The 21342-nt window shown below is 65.2% G+C and carries 22 protein-coding genes; 8 read left to right on the top strand and 14 right to left on the bottom strand.

Translation table 11 applies throughout. The annotated features are described in order from the left end of the window. Positions 1-149: 149 nt before the first annotated feature. Positions 150-353, top strand: coding sequence for a hypothetical protein (locus AC1RUR_RS09225; RefSeq protein WP_492842983.1), 204 nt, complete (start codon positions 150-152; stop codon positions 351-353). A gap of 34 nt (positions 354-387) precedes the next feature. On the opposite strand, the gene AC1RUR_RS09220 is transcribed toward AC1RUR_RS09225, so the two are convergent. Beyond that, positions 388-561: a hypothetical protein gene (locus tag AC1RUR_RS09220; protein WP_492843180.1), complete on the bottom strand. Its 174-nt coding sequence runs from the start codon at positions 559-561 to the stop codon at positions 388-390. Positions 562-679: 118 nt separating this feature from the next. Then, a complete protein-coding gene (locus tag AC1RUR_RS09215; RefSeq protein ID WP_492842981.1) occupies positions 680-1306 on the bottom strand; it encodes a ParB-like protein in 627 nt (208 codons plus the stop codon). A 325-nt stretch (positions 1307-1631) separates the two neighbouring features. Here AC1RUR_RS09215 and AC1RUR_RS09210 point away from each other — a divergent pair, with 325 nt between their 5' ends. The 6 genes from AC1RUR_RS09210 (at position 1632) to AC1RUR_RS09185 (ending at position 6401) form a co-directional block, all read left to right on the top strand. Further along, entirely contained in the window at positions 1632-1973 is a 342-nt protein-coding gene (locus AC1RUR_RS09210; protein ID WP_492842979.1) for a hypothetical protein, read from the top strand. 222 nt (positions 1974-2195) lie between these two features. Further along, positions 2196-2483, top strand: a complete 288-nt coding sequence (locus AC1RUR_RS09205) for an acyl carrier protein (protein ID WP_007592476.1) — start codon at positions 2196-2198, stop codon at positions 2481-2483. Between the two features lie 10 nt (positions 2484-2493). Next, complete coding sequence (locus AC1RUR_RS09200; RefSeq protein WP_492842975.1) at positions 2494-2964, top strand: 3-hydroxyacyl-ACP dehydratase FabZ family protein; 471 nt, start codon at positions 2494-2496, stop codon at positions 2962-2964. Next, a complete protein-coding gene (locus AC1RUR_RS09195) occupies positions 2961-4166 on the top strand; it encodes a beta-ketoacyl-ACP synthase (protein ID WP_492842973.1) in 1206 nt (401 codons plus the stop codon). The genes AC1RUR_RS09200 and AC1RUR_RS09195 overlap by 4 nt, the downstream gene beginning before the upstream one ends. A gap of 16 nt (positions 4167-4182) precedes the next feature. After that, on the top strand, positions 4183-5460 hold the full coding sequence (locus AC1RUR_RS09190) for a beta-ketoacyl-ACP synthase (protein WP_492842971.1): 1278 nt from the start codon (positions 4183-4185) through the stop codon (positions 5458-5460). An 8-nt stretch (positions 5461-5468) separates the two neighbouring features. Next, positions 5469-6401, top strand: a complete 933-nt coding sequence (locus AC1RUR_RS09185) for a lipid A biosynthesis lauroyl acyltransferase (RefSeq protein ID WP_492842969.1) — start codon at positions 5469-5471, stop codon at positions 6399-6401. A 104-nt stretch (positions 6402-6505) separates the two neighbouring features. On the opposite strand, the gene AC1RUR_RS09180 is transcribed toward AC1RUR_RS09185, so the two are convergent. The 8 genes from AC1RUR_RS09180 to AC1RUR_RS09145 form a co-directional block, all read right to left on the bottom strand. Then, positions 6506-7618 carry a polyamine ABC transporter substrate-binding protein gene (locus tag AC1RUR_RS09180; RefSeq protein ID WP_492842967.1) on the bottom strand — a complete coding sequence of 371 codons (1113 nt, stop codon included), beginning with the start codon at positions 7616-7618 and terminating at the stop codon, positions 6506-6508. A gap of 7 nt (positions 7619-7625) precedes the next feature. Beyond that, positions 7626-8804, bottom strand: coding sequence for an aminotransferase (locus AC1RUR_RS09175; protein ID WP_492843166.1), 1179 nt, complete (start codon positions 8802-8804; stop codon positions 7626-7628). 21 nt (positions 8805-8825) lie between these two features. Continuing rightward, a complete protein-coding gene (locus tag AC1RUR_RS09170) occupies positions 8826-9152 on the bottom strand; it encodes a rhodanese-like domain-containing protein (protein WP_492842965.1) in 327 nt (108 codons plus the stop codon). Positions 9153-9310: 158 nt separating this feature from the next. Then, complete coding sequence (locus AC1RUR_RS09165) at positions 9311-11242, bottom strand: potassium transporter Kup (RefSeq protein ID WP_492842963.1); 1932 nt, start codon at positions 11240-11242, stop codon at positions 9311-9313. A gap of 141 nt (positions 11243-11383) precedes the next feature. Then, positions 11384-13282 carry a potassium transporter Kup gene (locus AC1RUR_RS09160; RefSeq protein WP_492842961.1) on the bottom strand — a complete coding sequence of 633 codons (1899 nt, stop codon included), beginning with the start codon at positions 13280-13282 and terminating at the stop codon, positions 11384-11386. Between the two features lie 257 nt (positions 13283-13539). Then, on the bottom strand, positions 13540-14370 hold the full coding sequence (locus AC1RUR_RS09155; protein ID WP_492842959.1) for a flagellar motor protein MotB: 831 nt from the start codon (positions 14368-14370) through the stop codon (positions 13540-13542). Between the two features lie 24 nt (positions 14371-14394). After that, a complete protein-coding gene (locus tag AC1RUR_RS09150) occupies positions 14395-15168 on the bottom strand; it encodes a motility protein A (RefSeq protein ID WP_018320941.1) in 774 nt (257 codons plus the stop codon). Positions 15169-15379: 211 nt separating this feature from the next. Continuing rightward, positions 15380-16204, bottom strand: a complete 825-nt coding sequence (locus AC1RUR_RS09145) for an SDR family NAD(P)-dependent oxidoreductase (protein ID WP_492842956.1) — start codon at positions 16202-16204, stop codon at positions 15380-15382. A 100-nt stretch (positions 16205-16304) separates the two neighbouring features. Between AC1RUR_RS09145 and AC1RUR_RS09140 the strand changes: the two genes are divergently transcribed. Further along, entirely contained in the window at positions 16305-16598 is a 294-nt protein-coding gene (locus AC1RUR_RS09140; protein ID WP_492842954.1) for a hypothetical protein, read from the top strand. A 17-nt stretch (positions 16599-16615) separates the two neighbouring features. On the opposite strand, the gene AC1RUR_RS09135 is transcribed toward AC1RUR_RS09140, so the two are convergent. From AC1RUR_RS09135 to AC1RUR_RS09120, 4 genes are all read right to left on the bottom strand, one after another. After that, positions 16616-17335 (bottom strand): RraA family protein, encoded by a 720-nt coding sequence (locus AC1RUR_RS09135; RefSeq protein ID WP_492842952.1) that lies wholly within the window; start codon positions 17333-17335, stop codon positions 16616-16618. A gap of 120 nt (positions 17336-17455) precedes the next feature. Continuing rightward, positions 17456-18340 (bottom strand): CDP-alcohol phosphatidyltransferase family protein, encoded by an 885-nt coding sequence (locus AC1RUR_RS09130; RefSeq protein ID WP_492842950.1) that lies wholly within the window; start codon positions 18338-18340, stop codon positions 17456-17458. An 87-nt stretch (positions 18341-18427) separates the two neighbouring features. After that, the gene (locus AC1RUR_RS09125; RefSeq protein ID WP_492843164.1) at positions 18428-19132 is read right to left on the bottom strand and encodes a phosphatidylserine decarboxylase; all 705 of its coding nucleotides are present in this window, start codon (positions 19130-19132) and stop codon (positions 18428-18430) included. A gap of 77 nt (positions 19133-19209) precedes the next feature. After that, a complete protein-coding gene (locus AC1RUR_RS09120) occupies positions 19210-21165 on the bottom strand; it encodes an ABCB family ABC transporter ATP-binding protein/permease (RefSeq protein WP_492842948.1) in 1956 nt (651 codons plus the stop codon). Between the last annotated feature and the right edge of the window lie 177 nt (positions 21166-21342).

Genomic DNA, 21342 nt, shown 5'->3' with positions numbered 1-21342 from the left:
GCGACGTCGCTCCGTTGGCATGAATTGGAACCATGGCGCGCCGGGCGCCGCTGTCATGGAAAACCCGCGATCCGCGCCGCCGGTTCCAACAAAAGTTAAGGACGCCGCTCACGTTCGCATGGTTGGTTTCGCGCCGGAGAGGCCAAGCCATGACCAAGAAACGCAACCGTACGCGACCGGACCTGTCGCTCCAGGAGCGCCTGAACAAGTTCACGCAAGAGGCGCGCGCCGCCGCCAGAAAGCTGCCGGCCGGCGCCGAGCGCCATGCGCTGTTGCAGAAGGTGCGCGACGGCGAGGCCGCCGCCGAGATGGATCGCCTGCTGTCCTCGCCCGGCCCGCAAGCCCCGAAGTGACTTGCGTTGCCCGCGGCCGCGCAGCGCTATGCCGCTAGCGTTTCGCCATCAACTCGAGCGCCGGGGCAAAGCGCTCGGAAAATGTCAACGTCTTGGCGTGGTGAACTGCGGCAAACGAGGCCGAGATCCCTGCTGAAGCGACCGCAAGCAAGGCAACGGCGAAAATCAAACGGCGCATTCCTGCCTCCTGTGTAAGCTCGATCACCAAGAGATGGGACTGCCGTGTTTCAAGACCGCTTCATGGGTCCGGAAAATGATGTCGCTCAAGCAGCTGTGATGAGGTCCGGACCGTTGGGCCGCGTGCCGTCCTGAAGCCAATACCGCGCCTAGTCGTCGTCCGCCGGCCCGCACCAGCCAGGTAGATAGACCGCATCCTTGCTCTTGGCGGCCGACATCGCCTTCTCGAGCGCCTTGTCGAAATTGGCATCCACCGCCTTGCGCGACAGTTTTCGGCGCAGATAGTCGGCCCACAGGAATTCGGAGAACGGCGTGGTGTCCTTGGCGAACCCGCCCATGCGGCGGAGCTCGCCGGCAAGGCTGCGATACGGATCGTCCTTGAGATCGACGACCGATTTCGGCAGGTCGCGGAACGGCCGCCGCTCGCCCTTGGAATCGTAGGGGTAGACCCAGCGCTTGTTGTCCATCACGCCCCAGAAGGCCTCGCGCTCGACCATCCGGAGGTCGCCGACCACGGTCACCAGCACCTTCTTGACGCCCTCGTCGTGCAGTGCGCGGCCGAGATGATGATGGTCGATCACGTAATAGCGTTCGTCGGGTCCGTAGACGACGGGGATCATGTGCTTGCCGAGCAGATCGGCCTGCTTCTCCCCGTCGTGCTCGCGCCAGCGCTTGCGCTTCTCCTTGACCTCGCGCATGCCGACCGTCATCTGCGTCGGCCGAAGCGACAGGATCGGCACCGGATGCACTCTCGGCTCGCGCGCGTTGGTGGTCATGGTCGAAGGGCCCTTCACATTGTTGCAACCGTCCAGGTTCCCATGGACTATGCCACGGGCCCTGTGGCGGCAAAATGTGTTCGGCCCGGACTGAAGATCACAAGCCGATGTTCACGGGGCCGGGGCGATGCGGGCGCCATGGCCGTTGTTGCAACGCACCCCGTTGCATCCTGACGCCGGCGTGACGACCGCCGTCGCGATCCGTCGCGGGCTCCCGTGAGAGGTCGTGCAAAAGCGCAATGCACGGTCGCGTTGAGAAGATTTTCTGCAACGCGTTCATCACGTGTGCTATCAAAATTCGCTGCTTCGGAGTGATCCTCGCACCATGAAAACCCAGCGGCCCATAAGCTCTGATGAGGAGCACCGGGTGCTCCAGTTCAGGCCGCGCACCTCGCCCTCCCCGACGGTCCCCCGGGGCAACGGTACCGTGCAGCCGCTGCGCGTCGCGCCCAAGCCGCTCGACCTGTCGCGCTACGAGCAGCCTCGCACCGAACCGGACGAATTCCGCCACCGCATGCTCGCCAACATTGCCGCGCTCGCCTTCACCATCGCGCTGACCGCGATCGGAATCTGGCTCGCCGTGAGCATCGCCGACCTGCGCCGGACCCAGGATTGCGTGCTGATGGGCCGCCGGGACTGCGCCAAGATCGCGACGCCACTCCTCTAGGCCCGGCCTGCCGTCCGGAGGCCCTGCGGGCGGTATCCCCGGCTTCATCCCTTGCCGTTGCCTTGGCCTGTTAGGCTCCATTGAACTCAGGGCGGCGCTCCGATATACGGGCTCTCGACCCGGCCAGAGGGGGGTTGAGGGCGTCATCAGGGGCGCGATGCCCACCCGCCATACCACTCTGGAACATCTGACAAATACCCGCAATATATCAAAGGCTTAGTGATGTCCTCCACATTCGATCAGGTCGCTACGATCATCGCTGAAACCTGCGACATCCCGCGCGACACGATCACGCCGGATAGCCACGCCATCGATGACCTCGGTATCGACAGCCTCGATTTCCTCGATATCGCCTTTGCGATCGACAAGCAGTTCGGCATCAAGCTCCCGCTGGAAAAGTGGACCCAGGAGGTCAACGACGGCAAGGCGACCACCGAACAATATTTCGTCCTGAAGAACCTGTGCGCGCGCATCGACGAGCTGGTTGCAGCCAAGGGCGCGAGCGCCTAATCGGGCGGTCATGCAACTCGAATACTTCCACATGATCGATCGCATCGTCGACCTCAGGGTCGACGAGAAGACGATCGTCGTCGAGGCCCAGGTCCCCAAGGAGAGCACCATCTTCGAGGGGCACTTCCCGGGCTATCCCCTGATGCCCGGCGTGCTCCTGATCGAATCGATGGCGCAGGCCTCGGGCTTTCTCCTGCTTGGCGTCTTGAAGTTCGAGCGCATGCCGATTCTCGCCGCCGTGAAGGAAGCCAAGGTGCGCGGCTCGGTGTTTCCGGGCGACCTCATGACCCTTGAGGCGAGCCTCACTTATGAGGGCTCGGGCTACGCCATGACCGAAGCCAAGATCCGGGTCGGCGGCAAGCTGCGCGCGAATTCGGCGCTCACCTTCACGCTGATTCCCTTCCCCAATGCGGACATGCGCGGGTACATGACGAAGGTCGCCGAGCGCGTCGGCTTTCCGCTACAGGCCGTATCGCCATGACCGACACCGCTGCGAAGCCCGGCCAGACGGAAGTCTGGATCACCGGCATTGGTCTCGCCACCTCGCTCGGCGAGGGCCTCGACGCCAACTGGGCCGCGCTTCAGGACAAGCGCATCAATGTCGACGAGAAGGGCTTTGCGCCCTACATCGTGCATCCGCTGATGCCTGTTACCTTCGACAGCCAGATCCCGAAGAAGGGCGACCAGCGCCAGATGGAAGCCTGGCAGCGCATCGGCACCTACGCCGCGGGCCTTGCGCTCGACTCCGCCGGGATCAAGGGCAACAAGGACATCCTGTCGAAGATCGACATGGTGGTCGCCGCCGGCGGCGGCGAGCGCGATCTCAACGTCGACACCGGTGTGCTCACGGCCGAGGCCAAGGGTGCGAATGCGCCGGGCTTCCTCAACGAGCGCCTGATGAGCGATCTCAGGCCGACGTTGTTCCTGGCCCAGCTCTCCAATCTCCTCGCCGGCAACATCGCCATCGTTCACGGTCTCGGCGGCACCTCGCGCACCTTCATGGGCGAAGAGGTCGCGGGCGCCGATGCCGCCCGCATCGCGCTGGCGCGCATCGCCTCGGGCGAGAGCGACATTGCGCTCGTCGGCGGCTCGCATAATGGCGAGCGCAAGGACCTGATGGTCCTCTACGAATTCGGCGACTTCAACCTGAAGGACAAGTTCGCTCCGGTGTGGGCGCGCAAGGACCACGCCGGCTTCGCGCTCGGCTCGGCCGGCGCCTTCCTGGTGCTGGAGTCGCGCGCGCACGCCGAAGCACGCGGCGCAAAGCCGTTCGCAAAACTGTCGAGCGTCGTTGCCGATCTCGCCCGGCGCAAGCAGGGTGGCGACATGGCCGCAACGCTCGAGAAGCTCTGGGCCAAGCTGCCGAAGCGCGAGGGCAAGGGCGCGATCATCACGGGCGCCACCGGCGCGGAGCCCGCGACATCCGAGGAACGCGGTTTCCTGAAGGGCCACCCCGACTTCCCGGTGCGCTCGACGGGCACGATGTTCGGCCACACCATGGAGACGCAATTCCCGCTCGGGATTGCGCTCGCTGCGCTCTCGATCTCGCGCGGCGCCCTGTTCCCGCCGAACGATTCCACGGGGACCGAGATTGAAATGCAGGGCGCGCCCACCCAGATTGTCGTGGTGGGGGCTGGACACTGGCGCGGCGAAGGCATGGCGCTGGTCGAGGCGGTCAGCTAATTCTATCGGGGGATCCATGACTGCACCACGCGACAAACTCGGGCGTCCCGTCGTCGTCGTCACCGGCATGGGAATCATGACCTCGCTCGGCGCCGGCAAGGCCGACAATTGGGCGAAGCTCGTCGCCGGTGAATCCGGCATCCGCACCATCACGCGCTTTCCGGTCGACGGCCTGAGAACCACGATGGCCGGCACGGTCGATTTCGTCAGCGTCGATCCGTTCTCCTCCACCGGCCTGTCCGAGCGGATGGCAGAGCTGGTCACGGAGGAAGCGCTCGACCAGGCCGGCATCGGCGCCAAGGGCGACTTCCCCGGTCCCCTGTTCCTTGCGGTCGCGCCGGTCGAGGTCGAGTGGCCGCAGCGCCGCGAGCTTGGCCGCGCCGTCGGCAAGCCCGACTTCACCTATGACGATCTGCTGCGCATCTCCGGCGGCGGCAAGTACAGCGCCTATCATCACCGCTTCATGTTCGGCTCGGTCGCCGCGTATCTCGCCGAGACCTTCGGCACCAAGGGCTCGCCGATCTCGCTGTCGACGGCCTGCGCTTCGGGCGCGACCTCGATCCAGCTCGGCGTCGAGGCGATCCGCCGCGGCGAGACCGACGCTGCGCTGTGCGTGGCAACCGACGGCACGGTCAATCCGGAAGCCCTCGTGCGCTTCTCGCTGCTCTCGGCGCTGTCGACCCAGAACGATCCGCCGCAGGCGGCTTCCCGCCCCTTCTCCAAGAACCGTGACGGCTTCGTCATGGCCGAAGGCGCCGGCGCGCTCGTGCTGGAAAGCTATGAAGCCGCCACGGCCCGCGGCGCAAAAATCCTCGGCGTGATCGCCGGCTGCGGCGAGCTGACCGATTCCTTCCATCGCACCCGCTCCTCGCCCGACGGCAAGCCGATCATCGGCTGCATGAACAAGACGCTGGCCGACGCCGGCATGGAGCCGGGCCAGATCGACCACATCAACGCGCACGGCACCGCGACGCCCGAAAACGACAAGATGGAGTACAACACGACATCGGCCGTGTTCGGCGAGCTCGTCTCGAAGATCCCGGTCACCTCCAACAAGTCGATGGTCGGCCACACCATCTCGGCCGCCGGCGCGGTGGAAGCGATCTTCTCGCTGCTCACGCTCGAGCATCAGCGCATCCCGCCGACGATCAACTACGAGACCCCGGATCCCACGATCCTGTTCGACGTGGTCGGCAACAAGGCGCGCGACGCCCGCGTCACCGCCGTGATGTCGAACTCGTTCGGCTTCGGCGGCCAGAACGCCTCGCTGATCCTGACCCGCGAACCGGCCTGACCGGACGCATGGCGCTGCTTCCTGCGAGCATCAAGGCCCGCGCGCGGGAGGCCGCCAAGTCGATCGGCGGCGGCCTGATCGGCGCGGCCACCGTCGGCATGCTGCGCACCACGCGCTATTTCGATCCGGTCAAGACCTCCGATTTCTTCGCGCGCGTCACCAAGACGATCGGCCCGCGGCTGCGCGAGCACCGCATCGGCCGCGCCAACCTCACCGCGGCCTTTCCGGAAAAATCGCCCGAGGAGATCGAAGCGATCCTGATGGGCGTGTGGGACAATCTCGGCCGCGTCGGCGCCGAATTCGCCCACATGGACCATGTCTGGGATTACGACCGCGCCCATCCGGAGAACAGCCGGATCGAATTGCCTCAAGCCAGCATCGAACGGTTCGACCACATCCGCGACGACGGCAAGCCGGCGCTGATCTTTGCCGCGCATCTGGCCAATTGGGAGTTGCCGGCGCTCGCTGCCGTCGCGCACGGCCTTGATGCCGCGATCCTCTATCGCCGGCCGAACATCGCCTCCGCCGACCGCATCATCCAGGAGATGCGCCAGGTCAATATGGGCACGCTGATCCCGGCGGGCCGCGACGCGCCGCTCCGGCTCGCGCAGGCGCTGAGGGACGGCAAGCACGTCGCCATGCTGGTCGATCAGTATCTGACCGGCGGCGTCGAGGTCACCTTCTTCGGCCGCAAGACCCGCGCCAACCCGATGCTGGCGCGCCTCTTGCGCCAGGTCGAATGCCCGATCCACGGCGTCCGCATCATCCGCAAGCCCGGCGGCCGCTTCGCCGCGGAGCTGACCGAAGAGGTCCAGCCGGTGCGCGATGCCGATGGCAAGATCGACATCCAGGGCACGACCCAGGCGATCACGAACGTGGTGGAAGACTGGGTGCGCGAGCATCCCGAGCAGTGGCTGTGGCTGCATCGCAGGTGGCGGTAGCCGCGCCGTCACTGCGAGGAGCGAAGCCACGAAGCCAATTCAGACTCTCAACGCGGAAAGATTCTGAATTGCTGCGCGTCGCTCGCAATGACGACCGCAGCGCCTCAGCGCCCCGTCTTCACCTTCGTCCACAGCCGGTTGATGACGCGCTGCGTCGCCGGCTCGCGCGCCGTGATGACGAACAATTTTGAAAGCGTCGCCTCGTCCGGATAGATGTTCTTGTCACCAAGGATCTTTGGATCGACCAGCTTCTGGCTGGCGAGGTTGCCGTTGGCGTAGGACAAGAAGTCCGAGTTCTTGGCCGCAACGTCCGGGCGGTAGAGATAATTGATCAGCTCGTAGGCTTCCGCGACGTTCTTGGCATCCGCGGGGATCGCCAGATTGTCGAAGAACATCTGCGCGCCCTCCTTCGGAATGGTGTAGCCGATCTCGATGCCACTCTTGGCCTCCGCCGCGCGGGCACGGGCCTGCATGATGTCGCCGGACCAGCCGACCACGAAGCAGATCTCGCCGGTCGCAAGCGCGCTTAAGTATTCGGACGAATGGAACTTGCGCACGGCGGGGCGGACCTTCGCCACGATGTCAGCGGCCTTCTCCAAATCGGCCTGCTTGGTCGAGTTCGGATCAAGCCCGAGCCAGCTCAGCGCCGCCGGGAAGATGTCGTCGGCGGAGTCGAGCATGTGGACGCCGCAGTCTTTGAACTTGGCAAGGTTCTCCGGCTTGAAGACGATGTCCCAGCTGTCGATCCTGGCGTCCGCGCCCAGGATCTGCTTCACCTTGGCGATGTTGTAGCCGATGCCCGTCGTGCCCCACATGTAATTGGCGGCATAGACGTTGCCGGGGTCGTAGATGCCGAGGCGCTGCGTCACCACCGGCCAGGCATTGGCGAGGTTCGGCAGCTTCGCCTTGTCGAGCTTCTGGAAGATGTTCGCCTTGATCTGACGCTGCAGGAAATAGGCCGTGGGCACCACGACGTCGTAGCCGGACTTGCCGGCCATCAGGCGTGTCTCCAGCGTCTCGTTGGCATCAAAAGTGTCGTAGACCACCTTAATGCCGGTCTCCTTGGTGAAGGCCTCGAGGACGTCAGGCGCCATGTAGTTCGACCAGTTGTAGAAGTTGACGACGCGCTCCTCGGCCCCCGCGGGAGCAGAGAGCAACGTCAGCGCGGCGGCGATTGCAAAACCAAGGCAAAGCCTGGAGCGGCTGACGTTCGTCATCTCAGATCTACCTCTTGCGTCCACGCACCGCGTCCGACAGCCGCTCCAGCGCGGTGTCGAGCGTCTGGTCCTTCTTGGCAAAGCAGAAGCGCACCACCGACGTCACCGGGTCCTGCTCGTAGAACGCCGAGACCGGGATCGCCGCGACCTTGTAGTCCTTCACGATCCGCCAGCAGAACTCGGTATCGCTCTCGTTCAGCCCGAGCGGCGACAGGTCGACGGTGAGGAAGTAGGTGCCCTGCGACTTCAGCACGGGGAAGCCGAGGCTCTCCAGCCCCCTGGTCAGGCGGTCCCTGCTCCGCGTCAGGTCTTTCCGCATCGACAGGAAGTAGTCGTCGGACTTGCCGAGGCCGTAGGCGACGGCGGCCTGGAGGTTCGGCGCGGTCGTGAAGGTCAGGAACTGGTGCACCTTGGCGGCCACCCGCAGCAGCGGCGGCGCGGCGCAGACGAAGCCGATCTTCCACCCCGTCAGCGAGAATATCTTGCCGGCGGAGCCGACCTTGATGGTGCGCTCCCGCATGCCGGGGATGGTGATCAGCGGGATGTGCTTGTGCTCGTCGAAGGTGACGTGCTCCCAGACCTCGTCGCAGATCGCGATGACGTCGAACTCCTGGCAGTAGCGCGCCAGCAGCTCGAGATCCTCGCGCGGATAAACCACCGCGGAAGGATTCAAGGGGTTGTTGAACAGCACCGCCTTGGTCTTTGAATTGAAGACGCTTTTCAGCATGTCCTCATTCAATCGCCAGTGCGGCGGCTCGAGCCGGACGAGCCGCGGAATGCCGCCGGCCTGGCGGATGATCGGCAAGTAGGAATCGTAGACCGGCTGGAAGCAGACCACCTCGTCGCCGGGCTGAACCACCGCAAGGATGGCCGAGGTCAGGGCCTCGGTGCCGCCTGATGTCACCATCACCTCGCTCATCGGATCGAGCTCGAGGCCGTGCCAGTGGCCGTAATGGGTCGCAATCGCCTGGCGCAGCTCCGGCAGGCCCATCATCGAGGGGTACTGGTTGTAGCCGTTCAGCGAGGCCTCGGCCGCGGCGCGGCGGATGTCCTCGGGGCCGGGATCGTCAGGAAAGCCCTGGCCGAGATTGATGGCGGCATTGTCGCGCGCGGCCTGCGACATCGCCTCGAAGATGGTGACGGGAAGGTCGGCGAAGACCTTGTTCAGGGACGAGCTCTTGGTCATCGTGTTAGACATTGGGCCCGATCAGCCACCGACCTTGCTGGGAAGACCCGCCGCCTTCCAGCCGAGCATGCCGCCGGCCAGATGCTTGTCGTAAGGCAGGCCCGCCGCCTGCGCCGCCAGCGAGGCCGTCACCGAGCGCTTGCCGGAGCGGCAGGCGAACACGACCTCCTTGCCTCGTGGATCGGGGATCGCCTTGGGATCGAAGGTCGAGAGCGGCACCACGACGCCATAGGGATAGGCCTCGGCTTCGACCTCGTTCGGCTCACGGACGTCGACGAGCAGATAGCGCCCTTCCGCGACACCCTTGGAGACCTCGTCCGGGGTCAGATCCTGCACCTGGTTTGCCACTTCATCCTCCAACGTCCGAGCCTCGAGCCGGGGCGATCCCGACGGGGCGCAACCTCGCCTCTCGGCAGGCGAAAATCAAGCGCTACAAAGGCTTGAGCCGCACAGCGCAAGTTAAAGCTAAATCGCAGCGACTTGAAGCGCGACCTTCAAACGGAGGATCAGATCGTCACCTGCGTTCCAACCTCGACCACGCGGCCGGAGGGGATCTGGAAATAGTCGGTGGCGTCGTTGGCGGAGCGGCTGAGCGAGATGAACAGCCGGTCCTGCCAGCGCGGCATGCCGGAATGGGCGGCGGGCTTCAGCGCCCGGCGCGACAGAAAGAACGAGGTCGACATGATGTCGAACTGCCAGCCGAGCTTGCGGGCGATCGCCAGCGCCTTGGGCACGTTGGGCGATTCCATGAAGCCGAACTTCAGCGTCACCTTGGAGAAGGTCGGTGAGATCTGCTCCAGCCGGACGCGCTCGGCCGGATCGATGCGCGGGGTCTGCGCAGTCTCGATGGTGAGAATAACGTTCTTCTCATGGAGCACTTTGTAGTGCTTCAGACTATGCATCAGCGCAGTCGGCGCGCTGAGCGGGTCCGAGGTCAGGAACACGGCGGTGCCGGGCACGCGCTGCGGCGGCCGCTTCTCCAGCATCGCCACGAGGTCGGCGAGCGGGAACTCGAGCTTGCGCGACTTCTCGAACAGCAGCCGGCTGCCGCGCCGCCACGTGTACATCAGGATGATCATGAGCGCGCCGAGCGCCAGCGGCACCCAGCCGCCCTCGAACACCTTGAGCAGGTTGGCGGCGAGGAAAGTCAGGTCGAGGAACAGGAACGGCGCGATCAGCGCGGCCGCCGCGAGCGGCGACCAGCGCCAGACCTTCCAGATCACGACAAAGCCCATCATCGCGGTGACCACCATGGTGCCGGTGACGGAGATCCCATAGGCCGAGGCCAGCGCGCTCGAAGAGCGGAACAGCAGCACCAGGAGCACCACTGCGACCAGCAAGAGCTGATTGATGCGCGGGATGAAGATCTGGCCGGAATGGGCTTCAGACGTATGGCGAATTTCGAAGCGCGGCAGCAGCCCGAGCTGAATCGCCTGGCGCGTCAGCGAATAGGCGCCGGTGATGACGGCCTGGCTTGCGATGACGGTGGCGGCGGTGGCGAGCACGACCATGGCGCCGCGGATCCAGCCTTGCGGAAACAATTGGAAGAACGGGCTCTCGATCGCCCCGGGATCGCCGAGCACGAGCGCCCCCTGCCCCAGATAGTTCAGCGCCAGCGAGGGCAGCACGATGAACAGCCAGGCGGTCTGGATCGGTCGCTTGCCGAAATGGCCGAGGTCGGCATAGAGCGCTTCGGCGCCGGTGACCGCCAGAAACACCGCGCCCAGCGTCACGAAGCCGATGATGCCGTGATGGAGCATGAAGGATATGGCGTAGAGCGGGTTCAGCGCGAACAGCACCTGCGGCTGCTCGATGATCGGATGGATCGCCGCCACCGCAATGACCGCGAACCAGACACACATGATCGGACCGAAGAAGGCGGCGACGCGGGCGGTCCCGCGCGACTGCACGGCGAACAGGCAGACCAGGATCACCACGGTCAGCGGCACGATGTAAGGCTCGAACCGCAGGGTGACGTCCTTCATGCCCTCGATCGCCGACAGCACCGAAAGTGCGGGGGTGATGACGGCGTCGCCGTAGAACAGCGCGCCGGAGATGATGCCGAGCAGGACGATGGTCGCCCCGCCGGTGCCGACCGCACGCTGGGCCAGCGCCATCAGCGCCAAGGTGCCGCCCTCGCCGTTGTTGTCGGCGCGGAGCAGGATCACGACGTATTTCAGCGTCACCACGACGATGAGCGCCCACAGGATCAGGGAGAGCACGCCGAGCACGGCCGCCGGCGTGGCGAGCCCGTCGGTGCCGGAGGACGCCGCCGTCACCGCCTCACGGAACGCATAGAGCGGGCTGGTGCCGATGTCTCCATAGACCACCCCGATGCTGCCGAGCGTCAGCGCACCGAAACCGGCTGTGGTGTGGGCCTCGCCATGCCCATTGGCCGCCGCCGTTTCCGGGGCGGGAACTGCTACGTCACTTGTCATGGGGAGAGCCCAATGGCCTCTAAAAATGCTTCACTGCACAACGGCGGAAGAGCGCGGGCTTATAGCCCTGCGCTGCCGGCATAGCCTAGCCCGATTTTGGGCCCGTGCCATGCGCATATTGCATGGGTCCGCCAATCGCGTTCAAATAATGACCTGAGTGCCAACTTCAACCACCCGTCCGGTCGGAATCTGGAAATAATCGGTGGCGTCGTTGGCGGACCGGCTCAGCGCGATGAAGAGATGGTCCTGCCACAGCGGCATCCCCGAATGTGCTGAAGCCTTCAGTGACCGCCGCGACACGAAGAACGAGGTCGACATGATGTCGAACTGCCAGCCCTGCTTGCGCGCGATCGCGAGCGCCTTGGGCACGTTCGGCTGCTCCATGTAGCCGAAGCGCAGGCGGACCTTGAAGAACTTGTCGCTGATCTTCTCCATCCGGAAACGTTCCGACAGATCGACCCGCGGCGTATGCGCGGTCTCGATGGTCAGGATCACGTTGTGCTCGTGCAGCACCTTGTTGTGCTTGAGATTGTGCAACAGCGCGGTCGGCACGAAAGAGGGATCGCTGGTCAGGAACACCGCCGTGCCCTTGACGATGTGTGGCGGCCGCTTCTCCAGGCTCCGGATCAGATCGTCGAGCGGCACCTCGATCCGGCGCGTCTTCTGGACCAGAATTCCCGAGCCTTTCCGCCAAGTCCAGATCGTTCCCGCCATGGCCGCGCCGAACAGCAGCGGTACCCAGGCGCCCTCGAGCAGTTTCAAGAGATTGGCGCTGAAGAAGCTCAGGTCGACGACGACGAAGGGCAGGATCACGGCCGCAGCCGTCGCGGCGCGCCAGTTCCACAATTTCCAGATCACCACGAAGCCCATGATGCCGTCGGCGACCATGGTGGTGGAGACCGCAATGCCATAGGCCGAAGCCAGATTGCTGGGGGTGTGGAACAGCAGCACCAGCAGCATCACGCCGATCAGCAACAGCCGGTTCACGCGCGGCAAATAGATCTGGCCGGCATGGGTTTCGGAGGTGTAGCGGACCTCGAAGCGCGGCAGCAGGCCGAGCTGCACCGCCTGATAGACCAGCGAATAGGCGCCCGTGATCACCGCCTGGCTCGCGATCACGGTCGCCGCTGTCGCAAGTCCAACCAGCGGCAGCACCAGACTTTCGGGCACCATGCGATAGAAGGAATGCTCGATCGCGCTCGGATCTGACAGGACCAGCGCGCCCTGCCCGAAATAGTTGATCAAGAGCGCGGGCAACACGAAGAACATCCAGGCCGACTGGATCGGCTTGCGGCCGAAATGGCCGAGATCGGCATAGAGCGCCTCGCCGCCGGTGACCGCGAGGAACACGGCGCCCAGCGTCACAAGGCCGATCGTGCCATGCGAGAGCAGGAATTGCAGCGCGTAATAGGGATTGATCGCCGCCAGCACCGACGGATCGTCGGCGATGTGGACGGCGCCCATCACCGCAAGAACCGTGAACCAGACCACCATCACCGGCCCGAAGGCCGAGGCCACCAGCGCCGTCCCCTTGCTCTGGACCGCGAACAGCAGCACCAGGATGAAGACGGTGAGCGGCACGACATAGTGCTCGAACGCTGGCGTCACCAGCTTGAGACCCTCGACCGCCGACAGCACCGAGATCGCCGGCGTGATCATGGAATCGCCGATGAACATGGAGGCGCCGACCACGCCGAGCGCGAGCAGGAACCAGCTTCGCCGCCCGAGCGCGCGCTGGCCGAGCGCCATCAGCGAGAGCGTGCCGCCCTCCCCGTTGTTGTCGGCGCGGAGCAGCAGCAGGACGTATTTGGCGGTGACGACGATCAGCAGCGCCCACAGGATCAGCGAGAGCACGCCGAGCACCATGACCCGCGTGACCGGCTCGCCATGGGCCGCGCCCCGCACCGCCTCGTGGAAGGCGTAGAGCGGCGAGGTGCCGATGTCGCCAAAAACGACACCGATGCTCCCGAGCGTAAGCGCCCAAAAGCCTGAGGTGACCGGCCCTTCCTGGGTCTCGGCCTGTGTGATGCTCGCCGTCATGAAGATGGAAAACGCTTCGTCCCTGAATTTGATCCGGCGCCTTTTGACGCTTCCGGCGGGCGTGTCAATCGGCACACCACCTTAGCAGGCGCGGAGCCGAATGCTGTGACGGCGCGGCCACGCTCGTCGCCAGCGCGACGACATGCCTCAGGTAAGATGGTAGCGCAAGAGGCCTATCGTTTGGGCATGATCCCCGCGCGAGCGCGTTTCGCGCTTGTCGCGTCGGAGAACCGGTACCCACTTCTCCGGATCATGCCCTAAGGCTTCAAATTCGGCGGCAGCGGCGGGTCTTCGCGCATCAGGGTGATGGTCACGCGCCGGTTGGCGGCCAGCGAGGGATCGTCCGGAAACAGCGGCTGGGTGTCCGCCTTGCCGGAGACGGCGAAGATGTGCGAGGCCGGCAGGCCCTCGCGCTCGAGGATCTGGCGCACCGCATTGGCGCGGTCGGCCGACAGATCGAAAGCGCCGTAGTCGCTGCGGGTCGGCACGAAGCCGGCCGCGGTGTGGCCGGCGATGGAGACGCGCAGCGGCGTGGCCTTGAGCGGAATCGCGAGCTTCTCGACCAGGCGGCGGGTGCGGTCGTAGGGCACCTTGGAGCCGTCGGCGAACATCGAGCGGCCGTCCTGGTCGACGATCTCGAGATTGAGACCCTGCTTGGTCTCCTCGAACATGATGTGCTTGGACATCTCGGTCAGTTCCGGCATGTCCTGCAAGGCCTGGCGCAGCGAGGCCGCGGCGAGTGCGAAATTGCGGTCGACCTTGATCTTCGCGCCCGACGTGCGGTCGCGATCCTCCTGGTCCGGCGTCGGCGTGTTGGAGGAATCCTCGGGCTGGATGTGGTCGACGTTCTTCAGCCGCGGGCGCGTCGGCAGGCCGTCGGATTCGACGATGCCGGCGTAGCGAGCTTCGCTCTGCACGCCAAAGGCGTCGCGCATCGAGCCGGCGACGATCTTCAGCTTGTTGGCGTCCTGCGTCGAGAATGCGACGAGCATCACGAAGAAGCTCATCATCAGCCCCATCAAATCGGCGAAGGTCACGAACCAGCCGTGACCGCCTCCGTGAGCATCGCCGCGTTTCTTCTTGGCCATCTCTGATTATCCCGGCGGGCGGCGTTAGGCCGGCACCGGCTCGCCTTCGGCGTGACGATGCTTCTCCGGCAGATAGGCCAGCAGCATTTCGCGCACCAGCGTCGGGCTCTTGGAGTCGCGGATCATCAAGATGCCGTCGATGATCAGGGTGCGGTTGGTTTCTTCATCCAGCAGCTTGCCGTGCAGCTTGTCGGCGATCGGCAGACAGAACAGGTTCGCAACCAGCGCACCGTAGAGCGTCGCGAGCAGCGCGGTCGCCATGAACGGGCCGAGCTTGGAGGGGTCGGTCATGTTCGCGAACATCTGCACCATGCCGATCAGGGTGCCGATCATGCCGAAGGCCGGGGCGCAGTCGCCGATCGCGCGGTAGATCTTGCTGCCCTCGTCGAGGTGCATCAGGAAGTTGTCGCGGTCGCGCTCGAGATTGTCGCGGATGAAGTCGAGGTCGTAGCCATCGGCGACGTAGCGGATGCCCTTGGCGAGGAACGGCTCGTCGGTCTCGACCTTTTCGAGGCCGACCGGTCCCTGCTTGCGGGCGATCTCGGCGATGCGGGCGAGCTCGTCGACGAGGTCGTGCGCCGACAGCCGGCTCATGGTGAAAGCGAACTTGGCGCCGAGCGGAAGGCCATGCAGAAGCGCGCTGAGCGGAAAGCGGATCATGGTGGCGGAGATCGAGCCGCCGAAGATGATGATCATGGCATGTTCGGAGATGAACATGTGCAGGTCGCCGCCCATGAAGATCATCATCGTGATGACGATGATGCCTGCAATGAGGCCAACGCTCGTCATAATATCCATGGGATACTCCAACGCGTACGCAACAACGACCGTCCTGGCCGCTGGCGCGGCCCAACCCCGAACCGCATCGGAAACCCTAGAGCGCCGCCCTTAAAGCCGCGTAAAGGTTAAGTTGAGCCGTCGCGCCGGACCGGCGCAACGCGCCGAAAGTCCGCCGGACTTGCCGGCTTCCGGCAGGAATCTCAACGCTTTGATAACCATAACGGGCGCGCTAGGGCGACAGGCCAGTCAATTCCAGGCTGAGCGCACGCAGGCGTCTGCGCGCGTCGGCATCATAAGCCTGCGGATTGGCGCGCGCCTCGTTCATGCCGTTGAAGAACAGGCCGCTTCGGCCTGCGACGTCGTCGCCCTTGACCAGGTGCAGGATCGCCGCGCCGCCCTGCTCCACTGTCGAGATCGGCGCGATGCCGCCGGCACGCACCATCGTCGTGTTCATGTAGGTCGCCGGATGCAGCGAGTTCACGGTGATGGCGGCGCCCTGGAGCTCTTCGGCGAAATCGACCGTGAACATGATCTGCGCGAGCTTGCTCTGCGCATAGGCGCGCGATCCGCTGTAGCCCTTCGTGATCATGACATCTTCGAAATCGATCGGATGCTGGCCGAGCGAAGCGACATTGACGATGCGCGACGGCGCCGCGGTTTTCAGCAGCGGCAACAACAGATGAGCGAGCAGAAAGCCGGAGAGATAGTTCACCGCAAAACGCAACTCGTGACCGTCGGCGCTGACTTGCCGCTGCGGCCCGTCGTTCTGCGAGCCGATGCCGGCGTTACTGATGAAGACGTCGAGACGCTGGTGATCACGCTTCACGGCCGCGGCGAGCGCGCGCGTAGCTGCCATCGACGACAAATCGGCCTGGTAGAAGGTCGGCGCGGCGTGGCCGGCCTTCACGATTTCGTCGATCAGCGTCTTCGCGCGCGCAGCGTCGCGGCCGTGGATCAGGAGCGTTGCGCCGTCTTCGGCCAGCCGGCGAGCGACGTAGCGACCGACGCCATCGGTCGACCCGGTGATCAGGACCGTCTTGCCATTCATCTCCATTGTGCACCCTCCGACTGCGGCCCTGCGCCACACCCGTGACGAGAGATCATGCAGTATTCTATCGCCGTACGGCATGCTCCATCGCAGGAGCCGATTTGCAATGTTGACGTTGTTCAGTCTTCTCACCGCGCTGCCCGCGATGTTGGCGCTCCATCTGCTCGAGCCGGAGCTTGTCCTGCCGGCGTTCAGCCTGCTGCTGTTCGTCGAGGCCGCCTTCGCCGTGATCGCAGCGCGCTTGCTTCACGTCCCAGGCAACGCCGAAGGCATCACGCTGTGGGATCTTGCTGGCGGCTTCACCCTGATCGGGTGCGCCGCCGCAATGTTCGGCGAGCCGGACCAGGCCGCCCTGTTCCTAACGGAACAAGGCGACCCACGGCCGGCGTCGCGGCCGTAGATCGTGCAGTCGCGCCGTCAGTGAATCTCCGCAGAGCGCTTCAGCGCGGCCTTGAGCTTCTCCAGCGAGAAGTCGGGGCTGCGGGCGATCTCCAGAATCGGGGTCTCGCGTCGGCCGCAGAGTTCGGCGGCCTCGGGGAGCTTTGCCGCGACGTCGAGCGGGATCACGATCGCGCCGTGCTGGTCGGCATGGATGAGATCATCGGACTTCACGGTCATGCCGGCGACACGCACCTCGCCACCAAAACTCTCGGCATGCACCCAGGCATGCGACGGGCCGATCGAGCCGGCCAGCGCCTGGAAGCCAGGGGCCCATTGCGGGATGTCGCGGATCGAGCCGTCGGTGATGACGCCGAGACAGCCGAGCGCCTTGTGCACGTTGCTCTGCACCTCGCCCCAGAACGCGCCGTAGCCGACGTCGGGACCGTCGATGTCCTGGATCACCGAGATGCGCGGACCATGGCCGGTGCCGACATATTCGTAATAGTCGATGCGGCGCCTGGACTGCTCCTCCGCCGGCAGCGAGGATTTCAGCACCGAGCGGATCGCAACGGTGCGGGCATAGCCGACGATCGGCGGCAGGTCGGGAAACGGGCAGACCAGTTGCTTGGTGGTATAGCCGATCAGCCGTCGCTCGGGCGCCACGATCTCCATGGCGTTGCAGATCGTCGGGGTGTCATAGCGGCCCAGCGCTTCGAGGACGGAAGCGGGCAGCGGCCCGGTCGCTTTTTCAGTCACAGCGTTCTCTCCCAGATTGGCGGCTGATTGACGCGATGCCGCCGGCACAGGGCGATATAGCCGAGATCGGGCCTCAACCCAACTCAGCGCGCTTTCATGGCAGATATCCGCTGGAAACGCTCAGTGCAGCCGTCCGGGCCGGTCGTCGTCGTCGTGCGGCGGCTCGGACAGGTTCGCCAGCGTCGGCGCCGAAGGCGGCGAGGAGACCTCGCCTCCGGACGGTGCGGCCGCTTCCATCGCACGCGCCTGGTCGCGATAGGATTTGTAGCCGAGCGGCAGGCAGAGCAGATACAGCACCGTGCCGGTCGACAGCACATGCCAGGGATAGGCGATCAGGAGCGCGATGAAGACGATCACCGCGACGAACGCCGGCAGCACCAGCTCGGGCGGTACGCGCATGCGCTTGGTCTTGCCGGAGAACACCGGCAGGCGCGACACCATCAGGAAGGCGATCAGCAGCGTATAGGCCGCCGTCACCGCTGCGGGCCAACGGCCGAGATCGAGGAACGCCGCATAGATCGGCAGCAGCACCGTGATCGCGCCCGCGGGCGCCGGAACGCCGGTGAAGAAATTGGCGGCGAAGGCCGGCTTATTGGGATCGTCCATCGTGGCGTTGAAGCGCGCAAGACGCAGGCCGCCGGAGATCGCGAACACCATGGCGGCGATCCAGCCGGCGTTGCCGAGCTCGTGCAACTGCCAGAAATACAGCATCAAGCCGGGCGCCACGCCAAAATTGACGAAGTCGGCGAGGCTGTCGAGCTCGGCCCCGAACTTGGACTGGCCCTTGATCATGCGTGCGATGCGGCCGTCGATGCCGTCGAGCGCGGCCGCGAACACGATGGCGTAGACCGCCAGCGTCATCCGCCCCTCGATCGACAGCCGGATCGACGTCAGGCCGGCGCAGATCGCCAGCAGCGTGATGACGTTGGGCACCAGCATCCGCACCGGGATCGGACGGAACCGCCGGCGACGGACGTCTTGATCTTTGAAGTCGTAGGGCGTCATTGGCTCGTCCTCACCTTCAGGCGAGATATAGCAAGCCCCATCCCCCTCCGCCATTGCGGCGGAAGGCCCTCAAGGACCGGCTATTGGTTAATTGGCGCGGTAGGCGCGGCTCGGGTCGTCACCTGCAAGGTCGGCCAGGATCGTCTCGCCGGCGATCGCGGTCTGCCCTTCCGACACCAGCGCCTTGGTGCCGACAGGCAGATAGACGTCGAGGCGCGAGCCGAAGCGGATCAGGCCGAACCGCTCGCCGGCGCCGATCGCCTGGCCCTCCTTGACGAAGCAAACGATGCGCTTGGCGATCAGGCCCGCGATCTGGACCACGCCGATCCGCGCATTGGGCGTCGTGATCACGAGCGAGTTGCGCTCATTGTCCTCGCTCGCCTTGTCGAGCTCGGCATTGATGAACAGGCCGGGCCGGTAGGCGATGCGGTCCACCCTGCCCGCGATCGGGCTGCGGTTCACATGGCAGTTGAACACGCTCATGAAGACCGAGATGCGCGGCAGCGGCCGGTCGCCGAGCCCGAGTTCGGCCGGCGGCAGCGCCATGGTGATCATCGAGACGCGGCCGTCGGCCGGCGACACCACGAGGCCCTCGCGCACCGGCGTCACCCGCACGGGGTCGCGGAAGAACAGCGCGCACCACACCGTGAGGATGGTGCCGATCCACCCGAGCGGCGACCACAGCCAGAACAGGATCAGGCTTGCCAGCGCAAAGCCGCCGATGAAGGGATAGCCCTCCTTGTGGATCGGCGGGATCTGACGCTGGATCGAATCGAGAATGGACATCGCTATCTGCCGCTCAGGGTTGATGGCGCAGGTCGTCCCGCGCGGTGGGCTTGTTTAGGCCAGAGTTGGGACCGGAGACAAGGTCACTCCGCAGCCGCAGGCGTCGTCAAGGCGTCCTGGACCGGCGGCGGTGCCCGGTTGGGCGCCTCGCTGGTATCGGCCATCTTGGCCAGCTTCTCGCGCGCGGCCTCCGCCTCGCGCTGCCTGTTCCACATGCTGGCATAGAGGCCGCTCTGCGCGAGCAGCTTGGCGTGGGTGCCGCGCTCGGCGATCCGGCCCTGATCCAGCACGATGATCTCGTCGGCCCCGACGATGGTCGAGAGCCGGTGCGCGATCACCAGCGAGGTGCGATTCTTCGCCACGCGGTCGAGCGCGCCCTGGATCTCGTGCTCGGTATGGGTGTCGAGCGCCGATGTTGCCTCGTCCAGCACCAGGATCGGCGGCGCCTTGAGCACGGTGCGCGCGATCGCAACCCGCTGCTTTTCGCCGCCCGACAGTTTCAGGCCGCGCTCGCCGACCTGGGTCTCATAGCCCTTCGGCGCCATGCGGATGAAATTGTCGATCTGCGCGAGGCGTGCCGCCTCCTCCACGTCCGCATCGCTGGCGTCCCAGCGGCCGTAGCGGATGTTGTAGCGGATGGTGTCGTTGAACAGCACGGTGTCCTGCGGCACCATGCCGATGGACGCGCGCAAGCTCGCCTGCGTGACCTCGCGAATGTCCTGGCCGTCGATCAGGATCCTGCCGCCGGAGATGTCGTAGAGGCGGAACAGCAGCCGCGAGATGGTCGACTTGCCCGCGCCGGACGGGCCGACGATCGCGACCGTCTTGCCGGCCGGCACCTCGAAGCTGATGCCCTTCAGGATCGGCCGCGCCGGCTCATAGGCGAAGCGCACGTCCTCGAAACGCACGATGCCGGCGGAGATGACCAGCGGCTGCGCGTCGGGCGCATCCTTGATCTCGGCCTCGCGCCCCAGCACGCCAAACATCTTCTCGATGTCGATGATCGCCTGCTTGATCTCGCGATAGACCATGCCCATGAAATTCAGCGGCTGGTAGAGCTGGATCATCATGGCGTTGACCAGCACGAAATCGCCGACCGTATTGGTGCCGTTGCGCACGCCGATCGCGCACATCAGCATGGTCGCGGTCAGCCCCAGCGTGAAGATCACGGCTTGTCCCGTGTTGAGCACTGCGAGCGACGTATAGGCCTGGACGCTCGACTCCTCGTAGCGCGCGACCGAGCGGTCGTAGCGCTGCGCCTCGCGCGCCTCGGCGCCGAAATATTTCACGGTCTCGTAGTTGAGCAGCGAGTCGATCGCCTTGGTGTTCGCCTCGGTGTCGGAATCGTTCATCTTGCGGCGGATGCCGATCCGCCACTCGGTCGCGATGTAGGTGTAGTACATGTAGACCGCGACCGTGATCAGCGTCGCCACCACGTAGCGCCAGTCGAACTGCCAGAGCAGCACGGCGAGCAGCAGCGAGACCTCGACGATGGTCGGGATCAGTTGCAGGATCACCATGCGCACGATGACCTCGATGCCCTCGCGGCCGCGCTCGAGCACGCGCGTCAGGCCGCCGGTCTTGCGCTCGAGGTGGAAGCGCAGCGACAGCTCGTGCATATGGATGAAGGTGATGGTGGCGAGCTTGCGTACCGCATGCATGGCAACACGCGCGAAGAGGCCGTCGCGCCATTGCGTCAGCACCGCCATCAGGATGCGCGTCGCACCGTAACTGGCGGTCAGCAGCAACGGCGAGGCGATCACCCAGAGATGCCAGTTGTCGGGCAGCACCGGCGCCGTGTTGGCGCCGGTCAGCGCGTCGGTCGCCCATTTGAAGCTGAACGGCACCGTCAGCGTGATCAGCTTGGCGGCGAGCAGCAGCACCATCGACCAGACCACGCGCATCTTCAGGTCGAGGCGGTCGCCGGGCCAGATATAGGGCCACAGATGCGCCAGCGTGCCCATCAGGGTGGCCCGCTCGAGCGGCCCGGCAGAGGGATCGGGCGCGTCGGGGACGTCTGGCGAATGAGGTGGGCTCATCAAGAAACCTGAAAGGCCTGCCGGATGCGGGCGCGGTGCGATTAACTGTTTTCGCCCGTCATATAGAAGCTTCCAGGGGCGAGCGCACCCCGCCAGATGGCGAATCTTTGATTGTTTGTCGCCATTTACCGGTAGATTTCCGGAAGGTCCGAATCACCGATTGGGCTTGACGCCTCT

This window comes from Bradyrhizobium sp. GW821-FHT12B03 (assembly GCF_058807535.1).
The sequence above is the reverse complement of the archived record's forward strand: the minus strand, read 5'-3'. Positions and strand labels throughout refer to the sequence as shown.